Consider the following 15,482-nt stretch of genomic DNA (forward strand, 5'->3'; position numbering starts at 1 on the left):
AAACGCCACCCGGTGGCCGCCGGGCCCGTCACCGGGCGAAACTGTCGGTATGAGTGTCGAGGATCCGTACCTGTGGCTGGAAGACGTGACCGGCGAGGAAGCACTGGACTGGGTGCGCGCCCGCAACGGCGAAACGCTCGCCGAGCTGACCGCCGGCGAACGTTTCGCCGACGTCCGCGACGAGTTGCGCGAAGTGCTCGACGCCGACGACCGGATCCCGTACGTGCGCCGCCGCGGCGAGCTGCTCTACAACTTCTGGCAGGACGCGAGCCACCCCCGCGGCCTGTGGCGGCGGACGACGCTGGAGTCCTACCGCCAGGCCGAGCCCGAGTGGGAACTGCTGCTCGACGTCGACGCGCTGGCCGAGGCCGAGGGTGAGAACTGGGTCTGGCAGGGCGCGACCGTGCTGCGGCCCGGCTACCACCGCGGCCTGGTCGAATTGTCGCGCGGCGGCGCCGACGCCACCGTGGTCCGCGAGTTCGACCTCGACGCGCACGAGTTCGTCGAGGGGGGCTTCGCGCTGCCGGAGGCGAAGACGCGCATCGGCTGGATCGACGAGGACCGCGTGTACGTCGGCACGGACTTCGGCCCGGGCACGCTGACCAGCTCGGGTTACCCGCGGCTGGCCAAGGAGTGGCGCCGCGGCACCCCGATCGAAGCGGCGACGGTGGTCTACGAAGGCAAGGCGGACGACGTCTCGATCGGCGCGTCCCACGACCCGACCGAGGGTTTCGAGCGCGACTTCGTCAGCCGCGCGATCGACTTCTACCGCTCCGAGCTGTACCTGCGGACGCCGGACGGGCTGGTCAAGATCGACGTCCCGGACGACGCGAGCGCGTCGCTGCACCGCGAATGGCTGCTGGTGCGGCCGCGGACGGCGTGGACCGTCGGCGGCACCGAGCACCCGGCCGGCTCGCTGATCGCCATCCTCTTCGACGCCTTCATGGACGGCGACCGGGCCTTCACGACGCTGTTCACGCCCGACGCGCACACGTCGCTCGACTACTGGGCCTGGACGCGCAACCACCTGCTGCTCGGCCTGCTGCGCGACGTCCGCACCGAGCTGCGCACGCTCACGCCGGGCGCCGGCGGCTGGCAGGAGGAGCCGCTGTCCGGCGGGCCGGAGTTCGGCAGCGCGGACATCTTCGACACCGATCCCGACGTCAGCGACGAGTACCTGATCGACTCCAGCGGCTTCCTCCAGCCGTCGACGCTCAGCTACGGCCACGTCGGCGAAGAGGTCGAGGTGCTGAAGCAGGCTCCGGCGTTCTTCGACGCTTCGGGGATGGACGTCGCGCAGTACTTCGCGACGTCGGAGGACGGCGCGAAGATCCCGTACTTCGTGGTCCGGCCGTCCGGCGCCGAAGGCGGCCCGACGCTGCTGACCGGCTACGGCGGCTTCGAGGTGTCGCTGACGCCGTCCTACAGCGGGATGATCGGCCGCGGCTGGCTGGCGCGCGGCGGCACGTACGTCGTCGCGAACATCCGCGGCGGCGGCGAGTACGGGCCGAGCTGGCACACCCAGGCGATCAAGGCGCAGCGGCACCGGGTGTACGAGGACTTCGCCGCCGTCGCCGCGGATCTCGCCGAGCGCGGCATCACGACGCCGGAGCGGCTCGGCATCCAGGGCGGCAGCAACGGCGGCCTGCTGATGGGCGTGATGCTGACGCGCTACCCGGAGCGGTTCGGCGCGATCGTCAGCCAGGTGCCGCTGCTGGACATGCGCCGCTACCACCTGCTGCTGGCCGGCGCGTCGTGGATGGCCGAGTACGGCGACCCGGACGAGGCCGCCGAGTGGGAGTTCATCTCGAAGTACTCGCCGTACCAGAACGTCCACAGTGGAGTGTCCTATCCGCCGTCGCTGTTCGTGACGTCCACGCGCGACGACCGCGTGCACCCCGCCCACGCCCGCAAGATGGTGGCGCGGATGCGTGAGCAGGGGCACGACGTCCGCTACCACGAGAACATCGAGGGCGGCCACGGCGCCGCGGCGGACAACGAGCAGCTGGCGTTCAAGTGGGCGCTGGTCTTCGAGTTCCTGTGGGAGCAGCTCACGAAGTGAAGTTCTCTCTCCGTGGCACGGGAACGTCACCTGGTCGATCCACCTTTTCAGCACGGGCGCGATCGAGAAGTTCCGGTCCGGCGTTTCGACGACGTCGGCGTGGCGCGCGGGATCGGTGCTGCCCGCGGTCAGCTTGCCGCCCCGGTGCCGCCGAGGCCTACCATCGGGAGGATGCCGATCACCCTGCGGTTCGAAGCCCGTATCCCCACCCAGGACCTGGCCCGCGCCCGCCGGTGGTACGCCGAGAAGCTCGGCCTCGAGCCGGCCGAGGAGCGGCCCGGCGGCCTGCGGTACGAGAGCGAGTCGGGCGTGTTCTGCCTCTACGCCTCCGCCGGCGCGTCCGACGGCTCGTTCACGCAGCTGGGGTTCTACGTCGACGACGTCGAAGCGGCGGTCGCCGAGCTGCGCGCCCGCGGCGTCGTGTTCGAGGAGTACGACGGCTGTGCCGGCGGGATCATGGACATCGAGGGCAACTACCCCAGCAAGGGCCGGGGCGAGCGGGCCGCGTGGTTCCGCGACAGCGAGGGCAACATGCTCGGCATCGCCGAGATCGTGCGCTAGCGGGCGCCGAGCACCACGGCGGGGGTCCAGAAGAACACCTTCGGGTCGCCGAACCCGGACGCCGTCAGCCAGCGGGCGGCTTCACGGGCGTCGGCTTCCGCCTGGATCAGGCCGTTGCCGGCCGGGCGGATGCCGGTCGCCGCGCGGACGTCGTCGACCAGGCCGCCGAGGCAGGCCCAGGAGTGCCAGACACCGTCGTCGAACCCGATCGGCTCGAACCCGAGGACGCGCCCGCACGGCACGGGGGGCCGGTGGCCCAGCCGGTCCGGCAGGCCACCGCTTCCCCGCACCCAGCCCGCGGCGGCCAGGTCGGCCAGCAGGCGTTCGACGTGCTCCACGGGGACCCCGGCGGTGAGCACCGTTTCACCGCGGGCCGCCGCGGTCGCGAGGTCGCCGAACCAGCCGTCCCCGCCGGGCTCGGCCGGGACGAGGTCGACGAGGCAGTCGCTCACCGACAGCCGCTGGGCGCCGCCGGCGACCGCGGCGTGGCCCGCGAACACGAAGTCGTCGATCACGACTCCAGTGTCCCGGGCCACGCAACGGGAAAACGGTCAGCTGCAACCCGAGGTCGCGCCGCAGCCTTCGCAGGCGTAGCACGAGCCCGCCGGGCGCATCTTCGTTCCGCACGTCATGCACAGCGGGGCGTCCGCCGCCTTGCCGAGGCGGAGCTCCATCAGCTCCGTCGTCGTCTGGGCTTCGCGGTGCGGGTGCTCGGGTTCGTCCGCGTGCGGCTCCGGCGAGGAGTCCACTGTGGACTGCAAGGCGCCGAGGTCCACGTTGCCGCCGTAGCCGGCTTCGACCTCGGCCGAGCGTTCGTCCGCGGACAGGATGCCCAGCTGCGCCCGCTTCTCCTCCGGCAGGTAGTCCAGCGCCAGCCGGCGGAACAGGTAGTCCAGCACGCTGGTGGCGATCCGGATGTCCGGGTCGTCGGTCATCCCGGCCGGCTCGAAGCGCAGGTTGGAGAACTTCGAGACGTAGAACTCGAGCGGGATGCCGTACTGCAGGCCCACCGAGATCGACATCGAGAACGCGTCCATCACGCCGGCCAGCGTCGAACCCTGCTTGCCGAGTTTGACGAAGATCTCGCCGAGGCCGTCGTCCGGGTACGAGCCCGCGGTCAGGTAGCCCTCCGCGCCGCCGACGGTGAACGACACCGTCTGGCTCGGGCGCTTCTTCGGCAGGCGCTTGCGCACCGGCCGGTACTCGACGACCTTCTCCGGCTCGGCCGCGGCCTTGTCCTTCTTGCCGGTGGACAGCGGCTGGCCGACCTTGCAGTTGTCGCGGTAGATGGCCAGCGCCTTGAGGCCGAGCTTCCAGCCCTGGAAGTAGATCTCCTCGACCTCTTCCACCGTCGCCGACTCCGGCATGTTGACGGTCTTCGAGATGGCGCCGGAGAGGAACGGCTGCACCGCGGCCATCATCCGGACGTGCCCCATCGGCGCGATCGAACGCGCGCCGACCGCGCAGTCGAACACCTCGTAGTGCTCCGGGCGCAGGCCCGGCGCGTCCACGACGTGACCGTTCTGCGCCACGAACTCGACGATCGCCTCGACCTGCTCGGTCTGGTAGCCCAGCGCCTCCAGCGCGCGCGGCACCGTCTGGTTGACGATCTGCATCGAGCCGCCGCCGACGAGCTTCTTGAACTTCACCAGCGAGAAGTCCGGCTCGATCCCGGTGGTGTCGCAGTCCATCATGAAGCCGATGGTGCCGGTGGGGGCGAGCACCGACGCCTGCGCGTTGCGCCAGCCGTGCTTCGTCCCGATGTCGATGCCGCGCTTCCACTCCTCGGTCGCCAGCGAGCGGACCGCGGCGTCGTTGGCGTGGTAGGTGCGGACGAGCTCGTTCGCCGCCGCGTGCTTGCGCATGACGCGCTGGTGCGCCTCGGCGTTGCGGGCGTACCCCTCGTACGCGCCGACGGCCTGGGCCAGCTCGGCCGAGCGCCGGTAGGACACGCCGGTCATCAGCGACGTGATCGCCGCGGCCAGCGCGCGGCCGCCTTCGGAGTCGTACGCGTGGCCCAGCGCCATCAGCAGCGCGCCGAGGTTCGCGTAACCGATGCCGAGCTGGCGGAACTTCCGCGTGGTGTCGGCGATCGGCTCGGTCGGGAAGTCCGCGAAGCAGATCGAGACGTCCATCGCGGTGATCACGAACTCGACCGCGCGGGCGAACAGCGGCGCGTCGAACGTGCCCTCGGGCGTGACGAACTTGAGAAGGTTCAGCGACGCCAGGTTGCAGCTCGAGTTGTCGAGGTGCATGTACTCGCTGCACGGGTTGGACGCGGTGATCCGGCCGGACTCCGGGCAGGTGTGCCAGTCGTTGATCGTGCCGTCGTACTGGATGCCGGGGTCGGCGCACTCCCACGCGGCCTGCGCCACGGTGCGGAACAGCTGCTTCGCGTCGGTGCGGGAGAGCTCCTCGCCGGTGAGGCGGGCGCGCAGCGCGAAGTCCGTGTTGTTCTCGACGGCCTGCATGAACTCGTCGGACACGCGGACCGAGTTGTTCGCGTTCTGGTACTGCACCGAGGAGATGTCCGCGCCGGAGAGGTCCATGTCGAACCCGGCGTCGCGCAGGACCTTGATCTTCTTCTCTTCGCGCGCCTTGGTCTGGATGAACTCTTCGATGTCCGGGTGGTCGACGTCGAGCACGACCATCTTCGCCGCGCGCCGGGTGGCGCCGCCGGACTTGATGGTGCCCGCGGAGGCGTCGGCGCCGCGCATGAACGAGACCGGGCCCGAGGCGGTGCCGCCCGAGGTGAGCAGCTCCTTCGAGGAACGGATGCGGGAGAGGTTCAGCCCGGCACCGGAGCCGCCCTTGAAGATCAGGCCCTCTTCGCGGTACCAGTTGAGGATCGACTCCATGGTGTCGTCGACGGCGAGGATGAAGCACGCGCTGACCTGCTGCTTCGACGCCGTGCCGACGTTGAACCAGACCGGGGAGTTGAAGCTGAAGACCTGGTGCAGCAGCATCCAGGTGAGCTCGTGCTCGAAGATTTCGAGGTCCTGCGGCGTGGCGAAGTAGCCGTGGTCGCGCGCGGCCCCGACGTAGGTGTGCACCACGCGGTCGATCAGCTGCTTGAGGCTGCGCTCGCGCTGCGGGCTGCCGACGGCGCCGCGGAAGTACTTGCTGGTGACGATGTTCGTGGCGTTGACCGACCACGACTCGGGGAACTCGACGCCACGCTGCTCGAAGTTGACCGAGCCGTCGCGCCAGTTGGTCATCACGACGTCCCGCTGTTCCCAGGTGACCTGGTCGTACGGGTGCTCGCCCTCGGTGGTGAAGACACGCTTCACGCTCAGCCCGCCGGCGGCCTTGTTCTTCTTGCCGGTGGCCGCCCTGGCCCCGGTCCCCACGGTTTCGGTCATGGTCGAACCCTCACTCCCGCAGCGGGACGGTCAATCGCCGTCGTCGCGCTGATCGCTCTCCTTCGGCGCAGCAGCACCCGCGATGGCCTCACGAAGGTCGGCGATCTCCTTCTCGAAGTCCTCGACCGAGGAGAACGAGCGGTAGACGCTGGCGAACCGGAGGTAGGCGACCCCGTCGAGCTCACGCAGCGGGCCCAGGATCGCCAGGCCGACCTCGTGACTCGGGATCTCGGCCAGGCCCGCGGACCGGATCGACTCCTCCACGCGCTGCGCGAGCTGCTGCAGCGCGTCGTCGTCGACCGGACGGCCCTGGCACGCACGCCGGACCCCGCTGACCACCTTGTCCCGGTTGAACTGCTCGGTGACCCCGGAACGCTTCACGACGGCGAGCACCATCGTCTCCGAGGTCGTGAACCGCCTTCCGCACGACGCGCACGAGCGCCGCCTGCGGATCGCCTGGCCTTCATCCACCTCTCGGGAGTCGACGACCCGAGAGTCCGCATGCCGGCAGAACGGGCACCTCATCCGCCGATCACCTTCCCCTCCGCGCCGGCCGCCCCGGTCGACGTCCCGGCCGCCACGCGCGGCCGTGCTGCGACCACCGGGCACCCCTGCACCCTGGTGATCGACATGTGGACATCCGGTGGGTAAGAGCCGGTCAACTGTGGACAACTGCTGCCCAGTCTACCCCAACCTGTGGACCAACTACAGCGGTGTAACTACTACATATAGCGGCAGAGAGTAGGACTCGGGACTGGCCCGCGCAAGCGACACGACCGGACAGGACCTCGCCCGGGTGAGGGTGGTTGACGGCGCCCGCGAGTCAGGGTGCGGGAACGGCGGCCGGGTCGGCCACGGGGACCGTGAGCGGCAGCCCGGGCACCAGAACGGCCTGGTCCAGGCGATTGAGCTCCTTGATCCTCGCGACAACCGCGCCAGTGTCGCTGTTCGGCGCGAACCGGGCGGCCAGCGCGGACAGCGTGTCGCCCTGTCCGACCGACACCGTGGCGGTCGACTCGGGCACCGGAGCGCCCGCGCCACCGCCGCCCAGAAGACCCAATCCGGTGACCACCAGACAGCTCGCGACGGCGAGTGCGGCGAGCCACGGCCACCGCACCGGCACCCGCCGCGGCGTCGCGCAGGGCGCGCCGGCCGGCCGGCGGCCCGCGACGACCCTCGCGCGCGTCGGCGGGCGCTGCACCTCACCGCGCCGCCCGCGCAGCACGCGCACAGGGCGGGGTTGCGCCGGAACCGGGGTCGCCGGGCGAGCCGGACCGCGTTCGGCCAGAATGGACATCCGAACCTCCTCTAAACCCTGGTGTCCGCCTGATTCCGGAACCACTGCGGTTCGCTGATCAAGGTCGAACAGGCGTTCTATCGAACGTCCGTGCGAAGGTCTACCACCTACCACCGACAAAATCGAGCGGACACGGCGTGTCGATCGAACAGATGTTTGAAATCGCCGTGCCCGGAGGCTAACGTCGGTGACCAGGGCATCTGCCGGGCAGATGCCGCCGGCCAGGCTGCCCGCACCCCGTGGGCGGCGGCCGGCGCGCATACGTGCAGCGAACGTCTGGGAGGCGACGCAGTGGCGAAGGAGAACAAGGCGGGCAGGACCAGTGGGTCCCCCGGGGGCACCGGCAAGGTGGCCTCGATGCCCGAGGTGTACGACGTCGACGAGACCCTCACCGTCCGCCAGCAGCAGGTTCTCGACGTGATCCGCGGCTGGGTCAGCCGGTTCGGCTACCCGCCGAGCGTGCGCGAGATCGGGGAAGCGGTGGGCCTGACGTCGACGTCGTCGGTCTCCCACCAGCTGCGGGCCCTGCAGCGCAAGGGTTACCTGCGCCGGGACGCGAACCGGCCGCGCGCGGTCGGCGTGCTGTCGGCGACCGACGACAACCCCATGGGCATCGAGATGGACCAGCAGCCGGTCATGCCGAAGGCGGCGTACGTGCCGCTGGTCGGCCGGATCGCCGCCGGTGGCCCGGTGCTGGCCGAGCAGGCCATCGAGGACGTCTTCCCGCTGCCGCGGGAGATCGTCGGCGAGGGCGAGCTGTTCCTGCTCAAGGTCACCGGCGACTCGATGATCGACGCGGCCATCACCGACGGCGACTGGGTCGTGGTCCGGCAGCAGCCGGACGCGGACAACGGCGAGATCGTCGCGGCGATGATCGACGGCGAGGCCACGGTCAAGACGTTCAAGCGCAAGGGCGGCCACATCTGGCTGATGCCGCACAACGAGGCGTACGAGCCGATCCCCGGCGACGACGCGACGGTGCTCGGCAAGGTCGTGGCCGTCCTGCGTCGCCTGTAGCGAGCGGGAGCGGGTGGGGGTGTGTCCGCGGAAAGCGCGGACCACGGCCGCTCGCTCCAGGTGTCTCCTGGGGGTGCAACCCCCAGACCCGCCCGGGGGCGTGCCCCCGGACCCCCATCTCGGTCGCCTTGGATGTGAAGGCCAGGGATCGCACCGCCGAGACGGGGCTGATCTTCACCGGATCGAGTGATCTTGGCCGTGGGGAGCCAAGCTCGCCTACCGGCGGCTTCGGCGGCGCAGCCTGCTGATCCCGAACCAGCCGATCCCGACCGCGGCCAGCGCTATCCCGGCGGCGGGGAGGACGGGGAGCCCGGCCCCGTCCCCCGCCGCACCGGACGAAGCGCCGGCGCCGGTCGAGGTCTTTCCCTCCGCCGGTGCGCCGGACTGCGCGGCCAGAGCCGCCGCGCCCCGCACCGCGCGGAGAGGCTGGCCGACGCCTTCGCTGCCCGAAAGCAGCGTCCCGTCGGGGTCGAACGCAATTGCCTCCCCCTGCTTCTCCCCCGGCAACGGAATCCGGACCGGGGTGCGCTGCAGCGCGGCGAGGACATCACCGTCGGGTGCGGCGTAGAGGTAGGCGTCGGTGTAGGTGCGCAGCGCGACGACCGTGCCGTCGGCGCTCGACGCGCCGCCGGTCACCAGTACCGAGCCGATCGACCCGACCGGGCCGCCCGGCGTGTCGGTGGCCTCGATCTTCACCGAGCCGACCTTCTCGAGGTTGGTCGGCCCGGGGCTGGCCAGCGGGCCCTGCGGCCGGTAGACCTTCGCCTCGCCGAGGACGTCCTTGGTGATCAGGTACGGCCTCCCCGCCTTGTCCATGATCAGCGCTTCGGTGTCGTGCTGGCCGTCGGGATAGGTCAGCCGGTGCAGCGTGAGCTTCCCCTGCGGGCTCAGCTCGAGCAGCGCGACGGTCAGCCGGCCCTTCTGGTTGTCACCGGTGTCGGACAGCCAGAGCCGCCCGTCCGGTGTGCGGGCCAGGTCTTCGACGTCGAACGGGTCCGTCTTGTCGGTGAGGACCTTCTGCACCTTGCAGTCCCGCCCGAGCACGAACACCTGGACCTTGGTGCCGCCGTCGTTGATCGCGTAGAGGTGCTCGCCGTCGGACACGAGCCCGGACAGCTCACCGATCCGGGAGTCCTTGACCGTGCACAGGGGTTCCACGGCCGGAGCCGCCGACGCGGGCACCGGCCCAGCCAGCACAGCCAAGAAACCCGCCGCCACCGCGACCGCCAAGCGCACCCAGCACCTCCGTAGTGTGCGGCCAACCTGGTCGCACACTACGGAGACGTGTCAGGCCCTGGTCGAGTTGGTCTCGTACTCCCGCAAAGCGGCGGCGAAATCCGGGCGGACCCGCGCCAGCAGGCGCGTGCCCTCCTCGACGTGCTCCTCTTCCAGCACTTCGCCCTCCGCGTGCGCCCGCGCGACGAGCTCGCCGTGCGCGTAGGGCACGAGGACCTCGATGGTGACCTCCGGCCGCGGCAGGCGTTCGGTGATCACCTCGACGAGCTCCGGGATGCCGGCGCCGGTGCGGGCCGAGACCTGCACCGAGCCGGACAGCGCGTGCCGCAGCCGGGCGAGGGTGACCTCGTCGGACGCGTCCGTCTTGTTGATCACCAGCAGCTCCGGCGGGAGCGGCTCCTTGCGCTTGCGCGTGATCTCGCCGAGCACCTCGCGCACGGCGCTGACCTGCTCCTCCGGCGCCGGGTCGGACCCGTCGACCACGTGCACCAGCAGGTCCGCGTCGGCGGCCTCTTCCAGCGTCGAGCGGAACGCGTCCACCAACTGGTGCGGCAGGTGCCGGACGAACCCGACGGTGTCGGTCAGCGTGTAGGTGCGCCCGTCCGCGGTCTGCGTGCGCCGCGTGGTCGGGTCGAGGGTGGCGAACAGCGCGTCCTCCACCAGCACCCCGGCCCCGGTCAGCGCGTTGAGCAGGCTCGACTTGCCGGCGTTCGTGTAGCCGACGATCGCCACGCTGGGCACCTCGTTGGCCAGCCGGCGGCCGCGCTTGGTCTCGCGGATGGTGTCCATCGCGGCGATCTCCCGGCGCAGCTTCGCCACGCGCTTGTTGATCCGCCGCCGGTCGGTCTCGAGCTTGGTCTCACCGGGACCACGCAGGCCCACACCGCCGTTCGCGCCCCCGGCCCGGCCACCGGCCTGCCGGGACAGCGACGCACCCCACCCGCGCAGGCGCGGGATCAGGTACTGCAGCTGGGCCAGCTCGACCTGCGCCTTGCCCTCCTTGGACCGGGCGTGCTGGGCGAAGATGTCGAGGATCAGCGCGGTCCGGTCGATGACCTTGACCTTGACCTTCTCCTCGAGCTGCCGCAGCTGGCCCGGCGAGAGCTCGCCGTCGCAGATCACGGTGTCGGCGCCGGTGGACCCGACGATGTCGCGCACCTCCCGCACCTTGCCCGAGCCGATGTAGGTGGCCGGGTCCGGCTTGGTCCGCCGCTGGATGAGACCTTCGAGGACTTCGGAGCCCGCCGTCTCGGCCAGGCGCGCCAGCTCGGCCAGCGACGCCTCGGACTGCAGGGCCGTGCCCTCGGTCCACACGCCGACCAGGACGACCCGTTCGAGCCGCAGTTGCCGGTACTCGACCTCGGTGACGTCGTCGAGCTCCGTGGACAGCCCCGCGACCCGGCGCAGTGACGCGCGGTCCTCGAGCTCCATCTCGCCCGTCGACAGCTCGGCGTCGTACAGGTCGTCGTCGTGGTCTTCGGTGTGTGTCAGATCTGTCATCGTGCCTCCATGGTCCCACGTTTCGACGCGGAACCGAACTTCTTCAGCTGCTCGGATAGGTGGCGAGGTAGATCGCGGTGCGTTCCGCGCCGGGACGGCGCGGGCGCGCGCGGAACTCCTCGAGGAGGTCGTTCAGCCGGTTGTCCAGCTCTTCGCGCTCCTCGGGGGCCACCTGGACGACCAGGCGTGACTGGTGCACGCCCTCGAACCCGGTTTCGGCGATCTCGGCCAGATAGGCCTCGAGCACCGCCTCTTCAACGCCCCGATCACCGCATGAGTCGAGTGTCCACGAAAGTCCCGTGGAGAGGTAGGGAATTTCCCGGGCGCCCCGGGTGCCGCGCCGGGGCGGCTGGGCCGCCAGGAAGCCGGTGTCCACGAGCTTGCGCACGTGGTGCAGGGTGGTCGCCGGGTCGCGGCCGAGCCGCTCGGCGAGCTCCTTGTTGGTCAGGGCCTCGGAGAAGGTCAACCGGATGATGCGCAGCCGTATTCCGGAGGCCAGCGCGGCGGCCTCGGCTTCGGTCGCGGTACGACGTTTCGCGGGGAGCACGGGCACAGCCTAGAACGCCAGTGATTGACACTTTCCAATCACTCGCGGCAGACTCGGGCCCATGTCCAGGGGGTCATCACTCTTCTTCCACGCCGACTTCAGGCGGCTGTGGGCCGGCGACACGGCCAGCCAGCTCGGCACGTTCGTCGGGAACACCGCCGTCCCGCTGCTCGCGGTCGTGACGCTGGCCGCGACACCGTTCGAGATGGGCCTGCTCACCGCGGCGGAGACGCTCGCGTTCCTGCTGCTCGGGCTACCCGCCGGGGTGTGGGTCGACCGGCTGCGCCGCCGCCGCATCATGCTCGCGGCCGACTTCACCCGCTTCGCGCTGCTGCTCACCGTGCCGCTCGCCTGGTGGGCCGGGATCCTGACGCTCTTCCAGCTGCTGGTGGTCGTGCTGCTCGTCGGCATCGCGACGGTGTTCTTCGACGTCGCCTACCAGTCCTACCTGCCCTCGCTCGTCGGCCGGGAGCACCTGCTGGAGGGCAACGCGAAGCTGCAGTCGGTCCAGTCGGTCGCGATGATCGCCGGGCCGAGCGGCGCGGGTGTGCTGGTCCAGCTGGTCACGGCCGCGAACACCGTGCTGATCACCGGCCTCGGTTACCTGACCTCGGCGCTGTGCCTGCTCCGCATCCGGGCGGTGGAGCCCGAGCCCGAGCGCGGTGGCCACGCCCCGCTGAGCCGGCAGATCGGCGAGGGCCTGCGGTTCGTCTTCGCCGACAAGCCGTTGCGCGCGATCGTGGCGTGCACGGCGATCGCGAACCTCTTCGACGCCGCCTTCACCGCGGTCCGGGTGCTGTTCCTGACGCGCACCCTGGGGCTGACGCCGGCCGTGGTCGGCCTGGTGCTGGGCGTCGGCGGCGCGGGCGGCATCCTCGGCGCGCTCTGTTCGCGGGCCATCACCCGGCGGATCGGCCAGGCCCGGGCGATCTGGCTGGTGCCGCTGCTCACCATGCCGGCCTACCTGCTGGTCCCGCTGGCCGCGCCGGGCTGGCGGCTCGTCCTCGCCGGGTTCGGCCTGGCCGTCATGGCGTTCGGGATCATCGTCTACAACGTCGCGGGGGTCTCCTACCGCCAGGCGATCTGCCCGGACCGGCTGCTCGGCCGGATGAACGCGAGCGTGCGGTTCGTCGTCTGGGGCACGATTCCGCTCGGCGGGCTGCTGGGCGGCGCACTGGGCGAATGGCTCGGCCTGCGCACCGCGGTGTGGGTGGCGGTCGCCGGCACGATCTCCGCGGTGGCGTGGGTGGTCTTCTCGCCGTTGCGGCACATGCGTGATCTGCCGACCTCGGCGGAAACGGGTTCCGGCGCCGCCTAGAGTTGCTTCATGACAACTCCCTTCACGAGCCCCGAGGTCCCGGACAAGGTCGGTGTCGACGGTCTGGAGGCCAAGTGGGTACCCGTATGGGAGTCCACCGGCGCCTACCGCTTCGACCGCACGAAGACCCGCGCCGAGATCTACTCGATCGACACCCCGCCGCCGACGGTCAGCGGGTCGCTGCACATCGGGCACGTCTTCTCCTACACCCACACCGACGTGCTCGCGCGGTTCAAGCGGATGCGCGGGGCCGAGGTGTTCTACCCGATGGGCTGGGACGACAACGGCCTGCCGACCGAACGCCGGGTGCAGAACCACTTCGGCGTCCGCTGCGACCCGTCGCTGCCCTACGATCCGGGCTTCCGGGCGCCGGAGAAGCCGGGCAAGGACGTCGTTTCCATTTCGCGGCGCAACTTCGTCGAGCTGTGCGAATCCCTGACGGTGACCGACGAAAAGGTCTTCGAGCAGCTGTGGCGGCAGCTCGGGCTGTCGGTCGACTGGACGATGACCTACCAGACGATCGGGCACGACTCGCGGCTGATCTCGCAGCGCGCGTTCCTGCGCAACCTCGCCCGCGGCGAGGCCTACCAGGCCGAAGCGCCGACGCTCTGGGACGTCTCGTTCCGCACCGCCGTCGCGCAGGCCGAGCTGGAGGACCGGGAGCGGCCCGGCGCGTTCCACGACCTCGCGTTCACCGGTCCCGACGGCGCGGACGTCGTGATCGCGACGACCCGGCCCGAGCTGCTGCCCGCGTGCGTCGCGCTGGTGGCGCACCCGGACGACGAACGCTTCCAGCCGTTGTTCGGGAAGACCGTGCGGACGCCGGTGTTCGGCGTCGAGGTGCCCGTGGTGGCGCACCACCTCGCGGACCCCGAGAAGGGCCGCGGCATCGCGATGGTGTGCACCTTCGGCGACACCACGGACGTCACGTGGTGGCGCGAGCTGCGGCTCGCCACCCGGGTCGTGCTGGGCCGGGACGGCCGGTTCCTGCCCGACGCGCCGCACGGCGTGCCGGCCGAGGCGTACGCGCCGCTGGTCGGCAAGACCGTCCACACGGGACGCGAGATCCTGGTCCGCCTGCTGCGCGAATCCGGGGCCCTGCGCGGGGAACCGCGGCCGATCACGCACTCGGTGAAGTTCTACGAGAAGGGCGACAAGCCGCTGGAGATCGTCGCCAGCCGGCAGTGGTACCTGCGCAACGGCGGGAACGACGAGGCGTTCCGCGCGAAGATGCTCGCCCGCGGCGAAGAGCTGAACTGGGTGCCGAAGCACATGAAGGTGCGCTACTCGTCGTGGGTGGAGAACCTCGCCGGCGACTGGCTGGTCAGCCGCCAGCGGTTCTTCGGCGTGCCGATTCCCCTGTGGTACCGGGTGGACGAGCACGGCGAGCCGGACTACGACGCGCGCCTGCTGCCGGACGACGCCGCGTTGCCGGTCGACCCGAGCAGCGACGTGCCGCCCGGATTCACCGAAGACCAGCGAGGCGTGCCGAGCGGTTTCGTCGCGGAGGCCGACGTCATGGACACGTGGGCGACGTCGTCGCTCACCCCGCAGATCGTCGGCCGCTGGAGCCTCGACGACGACCTGTTCGACCGGGTCTTCCCGATGGACCTGCGGCCGCAGGCGCACGAGATCATCCGCACCTGGCTGTTCTCGACGGCGGTGCGCGCGGAGCTGGAGCACGGCGTGCTGCCGTGGCGGGAGACGTCGATCGCCGGCTGGGTCCTCGACCCCGACCGCAAGAAGATGTCGAAGTCCAAGGGCAACGTCACGACGCCGGTTGACCTGCTGGAGCGGTTCGGTTCGGACGCGGTGCGCTACTGGGCGGCGAGCGCGCGCCCCGGCGTCGACACGGCGGTCGACGAAGGCCAGATGAAGGTGGGCCGCCGGCTGGCGACGAAGCTGCTCAACGCGAGCCGGTTCGTGCTCGGCCTCGGCGTGCCTTCGCCGTCCGCGGCGGTCACCGAGCCGCTGGACCGGGCGCTGCTGGCCTCCCTGACGGTCGTCATCGAGCAGGCGACGGCGGCGCTGGAGGACCTGGACTACGCGCGGGCGCTGCAGGTGACCGAGACGTTCTTCTGGACGTTCTGCGACGACTACGTCGAGCTGGTGAAGGGCCGCGCGTACGGCGACAGCGGCGCCTCGGGCGCTTCGTCCGCCCAGGCGGCCCTGGTGACGGCGTTGTCGGCGCTGCTGCGGCTGTTCGCGCCGTTCCTGCCGTTCGCGACCGAAGAGGTCTGGTCGTGGTGGCAGCCGGGTTCGGTGCACCGCGCCGCGTGGCCCTCGGGCCTGTCGGTCGAGGGTGACCCGAAGCTGCTGACGCTGGCGGGCGAGGTGATCGCGGCGGTCCGCCGGGCGAAGACGGACGCGAAGGTCTCGATGCGCACGGCGGTGGAAACCTTGACGGTGACGGGCCCGGCCGACGTGCTGGCCCGGTTCGCGGAGATCGAGCCGGACATCCGCGTCGCGGGCGGGATCGCGGACGTCACGACCCGCGGAGGCGACTTCGCGGTGGAAGCCAAGGTCGGCGGCTGACGCCCGGGTGGGCCGCCCCGGTCAGGAACCGGCGGCGGCCCACCAGG

Annotated in this window: 12 protein-coding genes; 5 read left to right on the forward strand and 7 right to left on the reverse strand. The window is 70.9% G+C overall.

Going from position 1 to position 15,482, the window contains the following annotated elements; genetic code table 11:
* Positions 1 to 49 precede the first annotated feature (49 nt).
* Together ACGFMK_RS14840 and ACGFMK_RS14845 are read left to right on the forward strand one after the other, a co-directional pair.
* Positions 50 to 2,062, forward strand: a complete 2,013-nt coding sequence (locus tag ACGFMK_RS14840; protein WP_392762384.1) for a prolyl oligopeptidase family protein — start codon at positions 50 to 52, stop codon at positions 2,060 to 2,062.
* A gap of 171 nt (positions 2,063 to 2,233) precedes the next feature.
* Positions 2,234 to 2,623 (forward strand): VOC family protein, encoded by a 390-nt coding sequence (locus ACGFMK_RS14845; RefSeq protein ID WP_392762385.1) that lies wholly within the window; start codon positions 2,234 to 2,236, stop codon positions 2,621 to 2,623.
* Here the strand turns inward: ACGFMK_RS14845 and ACGFMK_RS14850 are convergent.
* From ACGFMK_RS14850 to ACGFMK_RS14865, 4 genes are all read right to left on the reverse strand, one after another.
* Positions 2,620 to 3,138 (reverse strand): hypothetical protein, encoded by a 519-nt coding sequence (locus ACGFMK_RS14850; protein ID WP_392762388.1) that lies wholly within the window; start codon positions 3,136 to 3,138, stop codon positions 2,620 to 2,622. The two genes, ACGFMK_RS14845 and ACGFMK_RS14850, sit on opposite strands and share 4 nt — an antisense overlap.
* 36 nt (positions 3,139 to 3,174) lie before the next feature.
* On the reverse strand, positions 3,175 to 5,985 hold the full coding sequence (locus tag ACGFMK_RS14855; RefSeq protein WP_392762389.1) for a vitamin B12-dependent ribonucleotide reductase: 2,811 nt from the start codon (positions 5,983 to 5,985) through the stop codon (positions 3,175 to 3,177).
* 30 nt (positions 5,986 to 6,015) lie between these two features.
* Positions 6,016 to 6,510 carry a transcriptional regulator NrdR gene (gene nrdR, locus ACGFMK_RS14860; RefSeq protein ID WP_328442711.1) on the reverse strand — a complete coding sequence of 165 codons (495 nt, stop codon included), beginning with the start codon at positions 6,508 to 6,510 and terminating at the stop codon, positions 6,016 to 6,018.
* A gap of 298 nt (positions 6,511 to 6,808) precedes the next feature.
* On the reverse strand, positions 6,809 to 7,282 hold the full coding sequence (locus ACGFMK_RS14865; protein WP_392762394.1) for a LysM peptidoglycan-binding domain-containing protein: 474 nt from the start codon (positions 7,280 to 7,282) through the stop codon (positions 6,809 to 6,811).
* 357 nt (positions 7,283 to 7,639) lie between these two features.
* On the opposite strand from ACGFMK_RS14865, the gene lexA reads away from it, so the two are divergent.
* Complete coding sequence (lexA, locus tag ACGFMK_RS14870; protein ID WP_364385062.1) at positions 7,640 to 8,299, forward strand: transcriptional repressor LexA; 660 nt, start codon at positions 7,640 to 7,642, stop codon at positions 8,297 to 8,299.
* A gap of 216 nt (positions 8,300 to 8,515) precedes the next feature.
* On the opposite strand, the gene ACGFMK_RS14875 is transcribed toward lexA, so the two are convergent.
* From ACGFMK_RS14875 to ACGFMK_RS14885, 3 genes are read right to left on the reverse strand one after another with little or no spacing between them, the layout of a single operon-like run.
* Positions 8,516 to 9,535, reverse strand: coding sequence for a hypothetical protein (locus ACGFMK_RS14875; protein ID WP_392762397.1), 1,020 nt, complete (start codon positions 9,533 to 9,535; stop codon positions 8,516 to 8,518).
* Between the two features lie 51 nt (positions 9,536 to 9,586).
* The gene (gene hflX, locus ACGFMK_RS14880) at positions 9,587 to 11,035 is read right to left on the reverse strand and encodes a GTPase HflX (RefSeq protein WP_392762400.1); all 1,449 of its coding nucleotides are present in this window, start codon (positions 11,033 to 11,035) and stop codon (positions 9,587 to 9,589) included.
* Between the two features lie 43 nt (positions 11,036 to 11,078).
* Positions 11,079 to 11,582: an ArsR/SmtB family transcription factor gene (locus tag ACGFMK_RS14885; RefSeq protein ID WP_392762403.1), complete on the reverse strand. Its 504-nt coding sequence runs from the start codon at positions 11,580 to 11,582 to the stop codon at positions 11,079 to 11,081.
* Between the two features lie 61 nt (positions 11,583 to 11,643).
* Here ACGFMK_RS14885 and ACGFMK_RS14890 point away from each other — a divergent pair, with 61 nt between their 5' ends.
* A complete protein-coding gene (locus ACGFMK_RS14890) occupies positions 11,644 to 12,900 on the forward strand; it encodes an MFS transporter (RefSeq protein ID WP_392762405.1) in 1,257 nt (418 codons plus the stop codon).
* A 9-nt stretch (positions 12,901 to 12,909) separates the two neighbouring features.
* Entirely contained in the window at positions 12,910 to 15,435 is a 2,526-nt protein-coding gene (gene valS / locus ACGFMK_RS14895) for a valine--tRNA ligase (RefSeq protein WP_392762408.1), read from the forward strand.
* Positions 15,436 to 15,482 lie beyond the last annotated feature (47 nt).

The sequence above is a fragment of the Amycolatopsis sp. NPDC049252 genome, assembly GCF_043197175.1.
In the GTDB taxonomy this organism is placed as follows: Bacteria; Actinomycetota; Actinomycetes; order Mycobacteriales; family Pseudonocardiaceae; genus Amycolatopsis.

What these genes read in the sequence shown, in the direction of transcription:
- ACGFMK_RS14840 (WP_392762384.1), top strand. Translation starts at nt 50, where the DNA reads ATGAGTGTCGAGGATCCGTACCTGTGGCTGGAAGACGTGACCGGCGAG.
- ACGFMK_RS14845 (WP_392762385.1), top strand. Translation starts at nt 2,234, where the DNA reads ATGCCGATCACCCTGCGGTTCGAAGCCCGTATCCCCACCCAGGACCTG.
- ACGFMK_RS14855 (WP_392762389.1), bottom strand. Translation starts at nt 5,985, where the DNA reads ATGACCGAAACCGTGGGGACCGGGGCCAGGGCGGCCACCGGCAAGAAG.
- nrdR (WP_328442711.1), bottom strand. Translation starts at nt 6,510, where the DNA reads ATGAGGTGCCCGTTCTGCCGGCATGCGGACTCTCGGGTCGTCGACTCC.
- ACGFMK_RS14865 (WP_392762394.1), bottom strand. Translation starts at nt 7,282, where the DNA reads ATGTCCATTCTGGCCGAACGCGGTCCGGCTCGCCCGGCGACCCCGGTT.
- lexA (WP_364385062.1), top strand. Translation starts at nt 7,640, where the DNA reads ATGCCCGAGGTGTACGACGTCGACGAGACCCTCACCGTCCGCCAGCAG.
- hflX (WP_392762400.1), bottom strand. Translation starts at nt 11,035, where the DNA reads ATGACAGATCTGACACACACCGAAGACCACGACGACGACCTGTACGAC.
- ACGFMK_RS14890 (WP_392762405.1), top strand. Translation starts at nt 11,644, where the DNA reads ATGTCCAGGGGGTCATCACTCTTCTTCCACGCCGACTTCAGGCGGCTG.
- valS (WP_392762408.1), top strand. Translation starts at nt 12,910, where the DNA reads ATGACAACTCCCTTCACGAGCCCCGAGGTCCCGGACAAGGTCGGTGTC.